The organism is Aliivibrio salmonicida LFI1238 (genome assembly GCF_000196495.1).
Classification (GTDB): domain Bacteria; phylum Pseudomonadota; class Gammaproteobacteria; order Enterobacterales; family Vibrionaceae; genus Aliivibrio; species Aliivibrio salmonicida.
On sequence record NC_011312.1, the window covers coordinates 2,963,109 to 2,977,380 of the forward strand.

The window sequence follows — 14,272 nt, forward strand, 5'->3', positions numbered from 1 at the left end:
CCGTTAAATTAACGAGTGCCGTAAACTACAATTGTTTTACCGTGTGCTGAAATCAAGTTTTGCTCTTCAAGCATCTTCAAGATACGACCAACAGTTTCACGTGAACAACCTACAATTTGCCCGATCTCTTGACGAGTGATCTTAATTTGCATGCCATCTGGGTGAGTCATTGCATCTGGTTGTTTAGCTAGATTCAGTAGAGTCTGAGCGATACGGCCTGTTACGTCTAGGAATGCTAAATCACCCACTTTTTGGCTAGTGATTTGTAGACGAGTTGCCATTTGAGCAGAAAGACGCATCAGAATGTCTGGGTTTACTTGAATAAGTTGACGGAATTTCTTGAATGAAATTTCAGCAACTTCACAAGGACTTTTTGCACGAACCCATGCTGAACGTTCTTGGCCTTCTTCAAACAAACCAAGTTCACCAATGAAGTCACCTTGGTTAAGGTAAGAAAGGATCATTTCCTTTCCTTCTTCATCTTTAATCAGTACAGCAACAGAACCTTTTACGATGTAGTAAAGAGTCTCAGCTTTTTCACCCGCGTGAATCAAAGTACTTTTTGATGGGTACTTATGAATGTGACAATGAGATAAGAACCACTCTAATGTTGGATCTGTCTGAGGTTTACCTAGAACCATACTTTATACTTCCTCTGCGTTTGCCAAGTAGGCGATGTCCATTTTAAAATAACTGAGCCAAATATCAGTTTGGCCTATAGAATATGGTTATCGGAACAAGGCTGCATGTTCGTTGAGATAATTGATAAAATAATACCCTGTTTCGCAATCGATTTCTTGACTTTGATCGTATGAATAGTGCGACCAAGGGCACAATTTCGTGAAATGGATCACGAGTTTTCCTTTTATGTTGTAAAGAGGCTTTTATGAATGCTGAAGTTAAATGGATTGATGGATTTACTTTCTTAGGTCAATCACAATCTGGTCACTCTGTTGTTATGGATGGTAATGGTGGAGAAAAAGCACCAAGCCCGATGGAATTGGTATTAATGGCGGCGGGGGGATGTAGCTCTGTTGATGTGATTGATGGCTTGAAATCAGCCAATCAAGCGGTCACTGGTTGTGTCGCTAAGCTATCAAGTGCTCGTCGAGATGTGGCACCAAAATTATTTACTCACGTAAATATTCATTTTGAGGTAACAGGGGATAAGCTTGATCCTACGATCGTGGAAAGAGTGACGGCAGATTCTTTACAGAAATATTGTTCAGTGTGTTTAATGCTTGGCTCGGGTATTGAAATGACTCACAGCTGGGAAATCATTGCGTAATTACATTTGAAAAATTAATGTAAAAAGGCCCCGTTCAGTGTTGAACAGGGCCTTTTTTAAAAGGGGGAATGATTACAAAATGAAGCGACTTAAGTCTTCATTTTCAATTAATTCACCTAAACGAGAGGTTACATAAGCGTCATCTACCGTTAAGCTGTCACCGCCTTTCTCTGAAGCATCATAAGAAATCTCTTCCATTAGACGTTCCATTACGGTGTGCAAACGACGAGCACCGATGTTCTCTGTCGTTTCATTAACTCTAAATGCAGACTCTGCAATACGACTAATACCATCTTCAGTAAATTCGATATTGACATTTTCAGTCGCTAATAGAGCGATGTATTGCTCAGTTAGTGAGGCATTTGGCTCGGTTAAAATACGCTTAAAGTCATTTGCCGTTAGCGCTTCTAGCTCAACACGGATCGGTAAGCGACCTTGTAATTCAGGGATCAAATCGGATGGTTTCGCCATTTGGAATGCACCTGATGTGATGAATAGCATGTGATCAGTTCTAACCATGCCGTGTTTCGTGCTTACTGTGCTGCCTTCCACTAATGGAAGAAGGTCACGTTGAACGCCTTCGCGAGATACATCACCAGATTGAGAATTTGATCCTTTGCAGATTTTATCGATCTCATCAATAAAGACGATGCCGTGATTTTCTACGTTAAATATGGCTTGTTCTTTTAGCTCTTCAGGGTTGACTAATTTAGCGCCTTCTTCTTCAGCAAGGGCTTTAAGCGCATCTTTGATTTTCATCTTGCGCTTTTTCGTTGTTTCGCCACCAGATAGGTTCTGAAACATGCCCTGAAGTTGGTTCGTCATTTCTTCCATGCCTGGAGGAGCCATGATTTCGACACCCACTTGAGGTGCAGCAACATCAACATCAATCTCTTTATCGTCTAATTTGCCTTCACGCAATTTCTTACGGAAAGATTGACGAGTGCCAGAGTCATTATCACCTTCTTCATTCTTACCCCATGCATCGCGAGCGGGTGGTAATAAAATATCAAGGATACGATCTTCAGCTTGCTCTTCAGCGCGGAATTTTACTTTTTCTACCGCCTGTTGATGTGTCATTTTGATCGCGACATCGGTTAAATCACGAATGATGCTGTCGACTTCTTTGCCTACATAACCGACTTCTGTGAATTTAGTCGCTTCTACTTTAATGAACGGTGCATTGGCTAGTTTTGCTAAACGACGAGCAATCTCTGTTTTACCGACACCTGTAGGTCCGATCATTAAAATGTTTTTAGGCGTTACTTCTGCGCGTAATTCTGGTTGAAGTTGCATTCGACGCCAGCGGTTACGTAATGCAATGGCGACTGATCGTTTTGCTTTATCTTGACCAATAATATGGCTATCTAATTCGTGTACAATTTCACGAGGAGTCATTTCAGACATGGGTATTCCTTACTATTTGTTGGTATCAAGAACTTCAACGGTATGGTTATGATTGGTGTATACATCAGTATCACCAGCGATAGTCAGTGCTTTCACTGCAATATCGTATGCATCTAAATCTGTATTTTCTAATAATGCGGTTGCCGCAGAACGAGCAAAATAACCACCAGAACCAATAGTGAGGAGGTCATTATCTGCATTGATTAAGTCACCAGTACCACTGATGATCAGTGAGGTAGTGTCATCGGCAACAATTAGCATGGCTTCAAGACGACGTAAATTACGATCACTACGCCAATCTTTTGCTAGTTCAACGGCGGCTTTCGTTAAATTACCTTGGTGCATTTCTAATTTTCGTTCACATAGGTCGAACAAAATGAAGGCATCTGCGGTGCTGCCTGCGAATCCAACGAGTACAGAATCGTTATATAAACGACGAACTTTTTTTACGTTGCCTTTAGCGATCATATCGCCTTGAGATGCTTGGCCATCACCAGCAATAACGACTTTGCCTTCACGGCGAACAGAAACAATTGTAGTCACGAGTAAAACCTCTTATTCGATGAAGTAGTTACTTTATTCAATAACTGTCTTCTTCATGATTATTACTTATGTAATGGGGGGAGGGATTGCGGTTTTCAAGTTGCTTGAATAGAAAAAGGAGCACCTTAGGTACTCCTTTTTAAATATGTGATGTGTTGTCTACTTTTTTAAATGACGGTTATTGATCTTTCCAAATTGCACAAGGTTCTATTTTTGCACGTTGCAATTTATGACGATCTTTTTCTGCGTCACGCTTGAATTTATAAGGTCCAAGCACCACTTTAAACCAACTGCTTCCTTCTGAGTGTCGAACCGTCGACGTTAACCCTTGGAAAGCAATATTCATTTTTCGCTCTTCTGCTTGAGAACGATTTTTATAAGCACCACATTGCATTATGTATGGAATTTCTGAGACTTTTAGGTCTTTTTGCTCAACGGCGATTTCTTTATTTGGAAGCTCATCCATGTAGCTCCACTGTTCTTTTGGTAGCGGTGGAATATTGCTTGTTGAGTCTTTTGGCTTAGGAGCAACAGCTTCTACTATTTCAGGTTTTGTTTTTGGTTCTGGCGCATCGTTTAGAAAGTACAATGCATAACCAAATACGGCGACAAGTAATCCTGCAACAGCAACAGCTTTCCATGGCGTTGAGCCACTAGATACTGGTTTTTTTACGCCTTTTTTCTTGGCGGTTTTTTTTGGCGCTTTCTGAGGAGAGCGTCCACGTTTCACATAATCTTTATTAGCCACGGTCTTTACTTAAATGCAGTCACTGATATTTACAATGGTAATCAGTTGTGAGAACTCATACCAGTCTTAGTGTAAAAAAGTACGCAAAAAGTCACTATTTGGACAAAATTATTGTTCTTAATAATGACTTTACTAAAGTGTGCTTAATTAAGTTATGAATAAAAGGCTCAATTAGGTGTTTTTAGGGGGAGCCGTACTTTCTCTTACCACTAAAGATGACTCTAAAAGTCGAGAGCCTGAACGCACATCATGACCTTTTAATAAATCTAAAAGCATTAACATCGATTGGCGTCCTATCTCATATCTAGGCTGAGATATGGTGGTGAGTGGCGGATCGCAGTACTGTGAAAATTCAATGTCATCAAAGCCCATGATTGAAATGTCTTGTGGAACTCGAAATCCCATTTGCTTTGCTTTTTGAATCGCACCAATCGCCATTATATCGTTATGACAAAAAATAGCCGTTGGCGGTGATGATAATGAGAGTAAGCTTGTGATTGCTTTAGCGCCAGCCTGAAAAGAAAAATCAGAATAATGAACATAAGTGGTGTTCATTGTTATTCCTGCGCGGCGTAATGCTTGTTGGTAACCTTGATGCCTAAATTGGCATAATGCTGAATCTTCAGGACCTGAAATTTCAGCGACGCGCTTATGACCCAGTTTTGTTAGGTAATTCACCGCTTCATAAGCCGCGGTTAGGTTATCAATGTGAACGGTAGGTAATTCGAGTTCTGGAGCGTATTCACACGCCATCACTAATGGGGGTAAATTCTTTTGTTCTTGACGACTGACGCTAAATGGAAGATCTGAACCGAGGAGAACCATACCGTCAACTTGTTTGGTATAGACTAAATTGACAAAAGTTTGTTCACGTTTCTTTTGTTGGCTACTGTCGCCAACCAAAATGATGTAGCCATTCTCTACGGCTGCATCTTCAATACCACGTAGGATATCACTGAAATAGGGATCACAGATATCAGGCACAATGGTTACGATGGTTTTTGATTCGTTACGACGCAAGGTTCGCGTCAATGTTGTTGGAGAGTAACCCGTCTCCAGAACGGCGTCCTCCACTCTTTTTCGAGTGCTTAATGATACCTTCTCTGGTGTCATTAATGCCCGTGATACGGTTGCTGTTGATACTCCCGCAGACAAAGCAACATCCTTCATTGTCGCCATAAAGACCTCTCCCAACTATTTATATAAAGTTAAACAACATACGTAAAGTAAACGATTGCTTTGTTTATTGAGAAGATATTTTATGTGTAAAATAAAGATTTAAATACGGCGCATTTAACAAAAGTTACATCTATATTGTGATGTCCCTCACATGAGAGGGTATTTCCTGAGTAAGTCTTAGTTTTGAAATTAAAAAAGCGTGATTAACTAAGGTCTTGTGGCTCAATGTCTAAAGTCCAACGTACTTTTTTAGCTAATGGTAATAGCTCAATCGCGGTTTTTGCACCACGTAACATTGATTGCATTACGGTACGATTTGGCGCTTGAAAGAGCAGTTGCCAACGGTATTTTCCGGCTCGACGTGCTAAAGGTGCCGGAATAGGCCCTAGCACTGGTGTGGCGTCATGATATTGAGGGTTACTTTCTAAAATATCACGGACTTGTCGTAAGAATTGCTCGACATTGTCATTGTTATTGGACTCTGCTCTAAAGAGAGATAAATGCGTATAAGGAGGGAGCTGAGCGAATTTGCGCTCATTTAACGCATGTTCAGCAAAGTGACCATAACCATGACGTAGAAGGCTTTGTAAAAGAGAGTGTTCAGGGTGGTGAGTTTGTAAGATCACTTCCCCTGGTTTACTTGCTCGCCCTGCGCGTCCAGCGACTTGGATAAACAACTGAGCTAAACGTTCAGGAGCTCGAAAATCACTACTAAACAATGAACTATCTACATCAATTAAACCGACAAGGGTTACGTTAGGAAAATGGTGCCCTTTTGCTAGCATTTGAGTGCCAATAAGGATTTGGTATTCGTTGTTTTTAATTGCGTCTAGATAGTTTTCTAAGCTGCCTTTTCTGCGAGTACTGTCTCGATCGATACGAACGGTTTTGTATTCAGGAAAGAGGGTCATTAGTTGAGTTTCGAGCTGTTCGGTACCAACCCCTACAGAAATAAGCTGAGTGGATCCACAGCCTTGGCATTGATGCATTATTGGCTGCTGTGAACCACAGTGGTGGCAGCGAATTTCATTACTGTGTTGGTGGAACGTATAATAAGCATCACAGCGTTTACATTCGGCCATCCAGCCACATTCGTGACACATTAGGGCTGGGGAGAATCCTCGGCGATTCAAAAATAACATCACCTGATTGCCTTCAGATAAATGTTTTCTCATTTGAGCAATTAAAGGTGCAGATAATCCACTGTTTAGATACAAGCCTTTGACATCTAACACACCATGTCGAGCTGGGATTGCAGTACCCGCGCGTTTGGTTAATGTGAGATGGTGGTATTTACCGACCTTAGCATTATGTAACGTCTCTAGAGCTGGCGTTGCTGAGCCTAGCACAATCGGAATATTGTCTAAATTTGCTCGCATTACTGCCAGATCTCGGGCGTGATATCTCATGCTGTCTTGCTGTTTATAAGAGGCATCGTGTTCTTCATCGACAATGATGATACCGAGATCATTAAATGGGGTAAAAAGTGCTGAGCGAGTGCCTATAATGATGCCGGCATGGTTATCTCGTGCTGCTAACCATGCATTTAAACGTTCGGTATCATTAAGTGCAGAATGGATCATGTCGACAGGCACATTAAAACGACGCTTAAAGCGATTAATGGTTTGTGGGGTTAATCCTATTTCAGGAACAAGAATAAGTGCTTGTCGGCCTGCGTGTAAAATAGGCTCTAATAACTGGAGATACACTTCCGTTTTACCCGATCCCGTAACGCCATCTAATAAGTAACAACCAAATTCAGGGTTTGCATTAACCGTGGCAATAGCAATAGCTTGCTCTTCATTTAACTGTGGCTTTTCTTGTGTTATTTCGACATTACGTTGCCAATAAGTTGGTTTTGGAGCAAGAGAGATTTCTTCTATCCATCCTTTATCCACGACGGCTTTTAAGGTTGCAGCCGTAATGTCTTCTTCAAGCATTTGTTCGTGACTGCATTGTTGGTGACGAACAAGGTTAAGGGCCTTGGCTTGTTTCGGTGCTCGAGTCAGTTTGTTGAGATCTTGATTTTTTCCTAGCTCAGTAATTTGCCACGCTTTTAGTGCAGCAAAACTGGCTTCTCTGCCTTTACGTAGCCACGATGGCATCGCATTCGCTAAGGTTTCCCCTAATGGGTATTGATAATAAGTGCTGCTCCAATTAAGAAGCTTATAAAGGTGAGGAGGCCAGAGAGAAGTGCTATCGAGTACGGAGTCTAATCCTTTTAATTTCTCACGAGCAAATTCAGAGTCATTGCTTAATTTTGTGACTATACCGATAAGGCGCTGACGACCAAAAGGCACTTTTACACGGCCCCCAATGACAGGGTGTTGTCCGGCTTTAATTAAGTAATCAAAGGTGCGGTCAAGAGGAACGGGCAGTGAAACGTGTGCAATTGAATAGGACATAGCCAACATTAATCAGGAATAATAGGATGAATAGGATGAATAGGATGAATAGTCTACTCTTAGATAAAAATATCGCAAAGGAGTAAAATAATCGGTGGAAAAAGTAACAGATTAGTTGATTGATTGGCCGCGATTCATTATTATACGCGACCTTAAGTAGGTGTAATTTATTTATGCTTATTATTTTTGTTACACGACGTGTGGTGTCCGGCTTAGATTCGGATGGCGACACGGCCTAAATTATAAGGTTTTCCCATGAAAGTAGGTATCCACCCAGAATACAAAGCTGTTAAAGCTACTTGTTCTTGCGGCAACGAATTTGAATTCAAATCAGCGCTAGGCAAAGACACAATCCACCTAGACGTATGTGGCGAATGTCACCCGTTCTACACTGGTAAGCAACGTATCGTAGATACTGGCGGCCGTGTTGATCGCTTCAACAAACGTTTCGGTGCAATTGGTTCTAAAAAATAATTACCAATTTCCGATAAGAAAGGAGTCCATTAGGACTCCTTTTTTTATGTCTAAAATTCAGAGTAAAGTCACTTTCTTATTTGAAATTAAGTCATAAAATCATTAATTAACCCGACATTTTTGTTGGTACGATCTGTAAGCGAAGACTATGAAGTTTGAGCTAGATCAACTATTATATAGTTTACTATTTTGAAACAATTCTCTTATATTTATTAGCATTCAGGAAAACCCCATGTCTGAAGATTTTCGCGAACAAGCTCTCCATTATCACGCTTACCCAACGCCGGGTAAAATTGAAATAGCACTGACTAAACCCGCCGATACGGTAGAAGACCTTGCTTTGGCTTATAGCCCAGGAGTAGCTGAACCAGTACGTGAAATCGCGAAAAACCCAGACGATGTTTATAAATACACGTCTAAAGGCAATATGGTTGCGGTTATTTCAAATGGTACGGCTATTTTAGGCTTAGGTAATTTAGGTCCTCTGGCTTCAAAACCTGTAATGGAAGGCAAATCATTACTTTTCAAACGATTTGCCGGTCTAGATTCGATTGATATCGAAGTGAAACATCGCACTATTGATGAATTTGTAGATACAGTGGCGAACATTGCAGATACTTTTGGTGGTATTAATTTAGAAGACATCAAAGCCCCTGATTGTTTTGAAATTGAACGTCGTTTAATTGAACGTTGTGATATTCCTGTATTCCACGATGATCAGCACGGTACTGCAATTGTAACGGCAGCGGGCATGTTGAATGCTATCGAGCTTCAAGGTAAGAAGTTAGAAGACGCGATCATTGTTTGTTTAGGTGCGGGTGCCGCGGCGGTTGCCTGCATGGAAATGCTGATTAAATGTGGCGCGATGCGCGAGAAGATCTACATGCTTGATCGTAAAGGCGTAATTCACACTCGTCGTGATGACATTAATGAATATAAACAACGTTTTGCGAACAACACAGATAAACGTACGCTTGAAGATGTTATTGAAGGCGCTGATTTATTCTTAGGGGTATCGGGTCCTAACCTATTGCCACCTGAAGCGCTTAAATTAATGGCTGATAAGCCCGTTGTATTTGCTTGTTCAAATCCAGATCCTGAGATCAAACCAGAATTGGCTCATGAAGTTCGTAATGATTTAATTATGGGTACTGGTCGTTCTGATTATCCTAACCAAGTAAATAACGTACTTTGTTTCCCATTTATCTTCCGTGGTGCACTCGATGTTCGTGCAAGCGTGATTAATGATGAAATGAAATTGGCTGCGGTTGAAGCAATTCGTCAATTAACGAAAGAACCTGTGCCTGTCGAAGTATTAAAAGCGGCGGGTGTTGATTCTTTAGAGTTTGGCAAAGGTTACATCATTCCTAAACCGATGGATCCTCGTTTACTTCCTCGAGTTGCAAAAGCGGTAGCACAAGCCGCGGTTGATTCAGGTGTCGCTCGTATTGAAATGCCAGAAGGATACATGGAAGCGTAAACTGCTTTTATATATTAATTAAAGTAAAAAGGCTTCCTACGTCATTGATGAGGAAGCCTTTTTATTAGAGGGAATTAAATTATGGGTTTACCACCAAACGTTAACTTGAATACCACTAATGTATTCGTTGTTGTTTAGCACTATTGTAATACAGCCGATAGAGTAAATTATCATGCGCTTTTAGAACTTGAACATGGCCAATTGGATAGGGTAAGTATGAGGCAGAGAGGTAATGTAAAATTGAAATGAGCAGAAAAACAGAGGGGATAAAGAAAGTAGGAAATAATCGAAAATGTGATCTAGCTAATGATTGTTATCATTAGCTAGGAGTTAATCACTTTTATTCTTCGTCGAATGCTTCGAATTCAATGCCCATTGCGGTCATTAACGCTTTTGCTTCTGTTGGAATATCATCAGGACGATCTTTACGTAAATCTTCATCTGTTGGCAATGGTTGGCCAGTATAAGCATGAAGAAACGCTTCACATAACAATTCGCTGTTTGTGGCGTGGCGAAGATTACTTACTTGACGACGAGTACGTTCATCCGTAAGGATTTGTAGTACCTTCGTTGGAATTGACACGGTAATTTTTTTTACCTGTTCACTTTTTTTACCATGCTCGGCATAAGGACTTAAATAGTCACCATTCCAATCAGCCATTGCTCACCTTCGTTCTAATATTATTGTTGTTTAAAATGCGATGAGCTAATTCTAGCGATATTTACGTCTATAAGCAAAGATATATAGACGTCTAGAAGTATTGACGTCTCATTTTGTGATGGTAAAGTAGAAGAATATAACTTATGGATTAGATTATACCACTGCATAGCAGTTTGGAAGGGAAATAATGAGCGAGAGAAAACCTGCAACTATTGCTGTTCGTACTGGCATTGAAACCGATTCACAACACAATGCGGTTGTGCCTCCTATCTATTTATCGACTAATTATAGCTTTCCAGAATTTGGAGATGTTCCAACGTACGATTACGCTCGCTCAGGGAATCCAACCCGAACTCAATTAGAAACAACATTGTCTGATTTAGAGTGTGGTGCGGGGGCGGTGGTGACGAACTGTGGCACTGCGGCTCTTAATTTAATGGTATCAGCCTTGCTTGGTCCTGATGATTTAATTGTTGCCCCTCATGACTGCTATGGCGGCACTTATCGACTCTTTAACACCAGAGCAAATAAAGGTGATTTTCAAACGTTGTTTGTGGATCAGTCTAATGCCGCCGCTTTAGATGAAGCGCTTGCTAAAAAGCCAAAACTGATCTTATTAGAAACGCCTTCCAATCCATTAGTTCGCGTAGTCGATATTGCCGAAATTTGTAAAAAAGCGGCAGAAGTCGGTGCATTAGTTGCGGTTGATAACACGTTCCTTTCTCCTGTATTACAGCAGCCACTGACTCTTGGGGCTGATTTCGTTCTTCATTCCACAACAAAATACATTAATGGGCATTCAGACGTTGTTGGTGGTGTGATCATATCTAAAACGAAAGAACATGCCGATGAATTGGCATGGTGGGGGAACTGCATTGGTGCAACAGGTACTGCATTTGATAGCTATTTAACCCTGCGAGGAATTCGTACTCTTAGTGCTCGTATGCGAGTGCATGAAGAAAATGCGATGGAAGTATTAAAATGCTTACAACAGCAAGAGTTAGTGGGAACGATCTATCACCCTAGTCTACCTGAGCACCCAGGGCATGAAATAGCAAAGCGTCAGCAAGCGGGTTTTGGTGCAATGCTGAGTTTTGAATTAAACGGTTCGTTAGACCAACTTAAAGTTTTTGTGAAAGCGTTAAAATATTTCTCTTTAGCTGAATCGTTAGGAGGAGTAGAAAGTCTGATTGCTCATCCGGGAACGATGACACATAGAGCGATGTCAGATGAAGCTCAGGCTGCTGCCGGTTTGGTGCCGACGTTATTACGTATTTCTGTTGGCCTAGAAGACAGTAGAGATTTAATCGCAGATCTTACACAAGCGTTTGCTGTGGCTGCAGAGGTGAAATAATGACAACGTCTTTGGTGCAACGTCAGTTACATAAATTTGGTGGCAGCAGTCTTTCTGATCCTGAGTGTTATCGCCGTGTGGCAACCATCTTAAAAGAATATTCAAACGAGCATGATCTTGTTGTTGTTTCTGCCGCGGGTAATACAACAAACCGTATTCTTGAATGGATTGATAACTTATCTAAAGATGGTCGTTTGGCTCACGATACATTGGAGTCTTTGCGTCATTATCAGCAACAGTTAATTTCTGAATTGTTAGAGCCAGATCAGGCGGAAGTATTGCAGGCATTGTTGCATAAAGAGTTGATTGCAATCGGTCAATTACATGCTCCGCTAAATGAAGTTCAACAAGCCGATGTGCTTGGTCATGGTGAAATATGGTCGTCTCGTTTGTTGTCGGCTTATTTAAACCAGATTGAATTAAAATCGGCACCGTTGGATTCTCGCCATTTTTTAAGAGCAGAAAGAGGGGCTCAGCCTGAGGTTGATCGTGTTCTTTCATGGCCTTTATTTAAAGAACAAATAGCACAACACCCTCATGGCCGTCTTGTTATTACTGGATTTATGGCCCGTGACCAAAAGGGTGAAACCGTATTATTAGGGCGTAATGGATCGGATTACTCAGCAACTATGATTGGTGCATTAGCTGAAGTTTCTCGTGTTACGATTTGGAGTGATGTTGCTGGGGTATTTAGTGCGGATCCTAGAAAAGTGGAAGACGCTTGTTTATTGCCGCTACTTCGTTTGGATGAAGCCAGTGAATTGGCTCGTTTAGCTGCCCCTGTTTTACATAGCAGAACATTACAGCCAGTAGCGCAAAGTGCGTTAGATTTGAGTCTACGTTGCAGTTATCAACCAGAATCGGGTTCAACACGCATTGAACGTGTCTTGGCCTCTGGTCGTGGCGCTAAAATTGTTACTTCGTTGGATGATGTGTACTTAATTCAACTTGGCTTTGGCCGTGGGCAAGATTTTGAACGAGCTCAAACCGAGGTGCTTTCTCTTTTAACTCGTGCTCAACTTCAACCTCTTGCGTTAGAAGCACAAGCCGATAAATTTACTTTATTACTTGCCTACACTTCAGAGATCGTCAGTGATGCTTTAGATATGCTGCAAAATACAGCGGTGCATGCTGAAATTAAATTAAAAGAAGGGTACTCAATGGTTGCAGCAGTAGGTGCTGGTGTAACGGCTAATGCCATTCATAGCCATGGTTTTTACCATCAATTAAAAAATAGACCTTTAGAGTTTGTGTGTGAATCGGAATCAGGGTTAAGTCTTGTTGCTATTCTTCGTAAATTAGACACCGATGAATTGATCAATGAGATTCATACCAGTTTATTTCAAGCTCAGAAACGAGTTGGCCTTGTTTTGTGTGGTCACGGTAATATTGGTGCGCAGTGGCTTACATTGTTTACTCAGCAAAAACGAATTTTAGAAAAACGTCGAGGCATGATTTTTTCATTAGTCGGAGTCGTTGACAGTCATCGATACTGGTTCGATTTTGACGGTATCGATAGTGCATCGGTAGTCAGCCATTTTGATGATGAAGCGGTGAGCTACGAAGAATTTGAATGGATTGAAAAAATCGGTTCAGTCCAAGGATACGATGACGTTGTTATTTTAGATGTAACGGCAAGCTCTGAGCTTGCAAGTCAATACACTAAAATTGCAGAACAAGGCATGCACTTGATCTCTGCAAATAAGGTCGCTGGTTCAGCACCAAGTCATGAATATCAAGCGGTTGTTGATGCGTTTGCAAAAACCGGTCGACATTGGTTATACAATGCAACGGTTGGCGCGGGATTACCAATTAATCATACTGTGCAAGATTTGCGTGAAAGCGGAGACAGCATTGTTGCACTCTCTGGGATCTTTTCTGGCACTCTTTCTTGGTTATTCCAACAATATACTGGAGAGACTCCCTTTACTGAGTTAGTCGATTTAGCATGGCAACAAGGATTGACAGAGCCAGATCCTAGGCATGATTTAGATGGTTCCGATGTAATGAGAAAGCTTGTTATTTTGGCAAGAGAGTCAGGGTTACAAATCGAACCGAATCAAATCGAAGTCGAATCGTTGGTTCCCGCCGAATTACAGCAAGTGAGTCTTGATGACTTCTTGGCAAAAGGTGATGCCTTAAATGAAGCATTATCGGAACGTTTGGAACAAGCGCAGCGAGAACAAAAAGTACTTCGTTATGTTGCCCGTTTGAATAAAAATGGCAGTGCAACGGTTGGGATTGAAGCGCTGTCTGAACATCATGCATTGGCTAATTTATTACCGTGCGATAATATTTTTGCGATTGAAAGTCAGTGGTATAAAGATAACCCTTTAGTGATAAGAGGGCCAGGCGCCGGAAGAGAGGTTACCGCTGGAGCAATCCAGTCTGATTTGAATAAAATTTCAGCGTTATTTTAACCAAATGTAATACTTATTAACGTTTCGTTATATTTTAAACCATGCCATGTTGCATGGTTTTTTTCGTTTAACGTAGGAAAAATCGGAAACTATTGATATTTAGGTTATTTTATGTTTTTTCCTAATTGATTGATTTGTAAATAAAATTAATCGGTTAACTTTGATTAAGCATAAATTAAAATTAAAATCTGTTACGTGCTATGGATTTTGTAAATCTATTCAGTGATTATGTTGAACAGTTGGCTAGCATACGTTCTGTCAATAACGTGTATAACTATAATAATATGCAGCTTACTTTTTCTTATTTTAATAA

The 14,272-nt window shown here is 40.9% G+C and carries 12 protein-coding genes; 5 read left to right on the forward strand and 7 right to left on the reverse strand.

The annotated features are described in order from the left end of the window. Nucleotides 1–8: 8 nt before the first annotated feature. A complete protein-coding gene (crp, locus tag VSAL_RS14345; RefSeq protein WP_005421074.1) occupies nucleotides 9–641 on the reverse strand; it encodes a cAMP-activated global transcriptional regulator CRP in 633 nt (210 codons plus the stop codon). Between the two features lie 245 nt (nucleotides 642–886). Here crp and VSAL_RS14350 point away from each other — a divergent pair, with 245 nt between their 5' ends. Next, the gene (locus VSAL_RS14350; protein ID WP_012551181.1) at nucleotides 887–1,288 is read left to right on the forward strand and encodes an OsmC family protein; all 402 of its coding nucleotides are present in this window, start codon (nucleotides 887–889) and stop codon (nucleotides 1,286–1,288) included. A gap of 72 nt (nucleotides 1,289–1,360) precedes the next feature. Here the strand turns inward: VSAL_RS14350 and hslU are convergent, their stop codons facing one another. The 5 genes from hslU to priA all read right to left on the reverse strand — a co-directional run bounded on the left by hslU (nucleotide 1,361) and on the right by priA (nucleotide 7,570). Then, nucleotides 1,361–2,695: an HslU--HslV peptidase ATPase subunit gene (gene hslU / locus VSAL_RS14355; protein ID WP_012551182.1), complete on the reverse strand. Its 1,335-nt coding sequence runs from the start codon at nucleotides 2,693–2,695 to the stop codon at nucleotides 1,361–1,363. Between the two features lie 12 nt (nucleotides 2,696–2,707). After that, a complete protein-coding gene (hslV, locus tag VSAL_RS14360; RefSeq protein ID WP_012551183.1) occupies nucleotides 2,708–3,238 on the reverse strand; it encodes an ATP-dependent protease subunit HslV in 531 nt (176 codons plus the stop codon). Nucleotides 3,239–3,416: 178 nt separating this feature from the next. Beyond that, nucleotides 3,417–3,986, reverse strand: coding sequence for an SPOR domain-containing protein (locus VSAL_RS14365; RefSeq protein ID WP_012551184.1), 570 nt, complete (start codon nucleotides 3,984–3,986; stop codon nucleotides 3,417–3,419). 171 nt (nucleotides 3,987–4,157) lie between these two features. After that, nucleotides 4,158–5,165, reverse strand: coding sequence for a DNA-binding transcriptional regulator CytR (gene cytR / locus VSAL_RS14370; protein ID WP_012551185.1), 1,008 nt, complete (start codon nucleotides 5,163–5,165; stop codon nucleotides 4,158–4,160). 203 nt (nucleotides 5,166–5,368) lie between these two features. Continuing rightward, the gene (gene priA / locus VSAL_RS14375; RefSeq protein ID WP_012551186.1) at nucleotides 5,369–7,570 is read right to left on the reverse strand and encodes a primosomal protein N'; all 2,202 of its coding nucleotides are present in this window, start codon (nucleotides 7,568–7,570) and stop codon (nucleotides 5,369–5,371) included. A 255-nt stretch (nucleotides 7,571–7,825) separates the two neighbouring features. On the opposite strand from priA, the gene rpmE reads away from it, so the two are divergent. Together rpmE and VSAL_RS14385 are read left to right on the forward strand one after the other, a co-directional pair. After that, the gene (rpmE, locus tag VSAL_RS14380; RefSeq protein WP_012551187.1) at nucleotides 7,826–8,044 is read left to right on the forward strand and encodes a 50S ribosomal protein L31; all 219 of its coding nucleotides are present in this window, start codon (nucleotides 7,826–7,828) and stop codon (nucleotides 8,042–8,044) included. Nucleotides 8,045–8,276: 232 nt separating this feature from the next. Next, complete coding sequence (locus tag VSAL_RS14385) at nucleotides 8,277–9,524, forward strand: malic enzyme-like NAD(P)-binding protein (RefSeq protein ID WP_012551188.1); 1,248 nt, start codon at nucleotides 8,277–8,279, stop codon at nucleotides 9,522–9,524. A gap of 340 nt (nucleotides 9,525–9,864) precedes the next feature. Here VSAL_RS14385 and metJ read toward each other — a convergent pair whose 3' ends face one another. Continuing rightward, on the reverse strand, nucleotides 9,865–10,185 hold the full coding sequence (gene metJ / locus VSAL_RS14390; protein WP_012551189.1) for a met regulon transcriptional regulator MetJ: 321 nt from the start codon (nucleotides 10,183–10,185) through the stop codon (nucleotides 9,865–9,867). Between the two features lie 187 nt (nucleotides 10,186–10,372). Between metJ and VSAL_RS14395 the strand changes: the two genes are divergently transcribed. After that, complete coding sequence (locus VSAL_RS14395; protein ID WP_012551190.1) at nucleotides 10,373–11,539, forward strand: O-succinylhomoserine (thiol)-lyase; 1,167 nt, start codon at nucleotides 10,373–10,375, stop codon at nucleotides 11,537–11,539. Further along, on the forward strand, nucleotides 11,539–13,959 hold the full coding sequence (locus VSAL_RS14400) for a bifunctional aspartate kinase/homoserine dehydrogenase II (RefSeq protein ID WP_012551191.1): 2,421 nt from the start codon (nucleotides 11,539–11,541) through the stop codon (nucleotides 13,957–13,959). The genes VSAL_RS14395 and VSAL_RS14400 overlap by 1 nt, the downstream gene beginning before the upstream one ends. Nucleotides 13,960–14,272 lie beyond the last annotated feature (313 nt).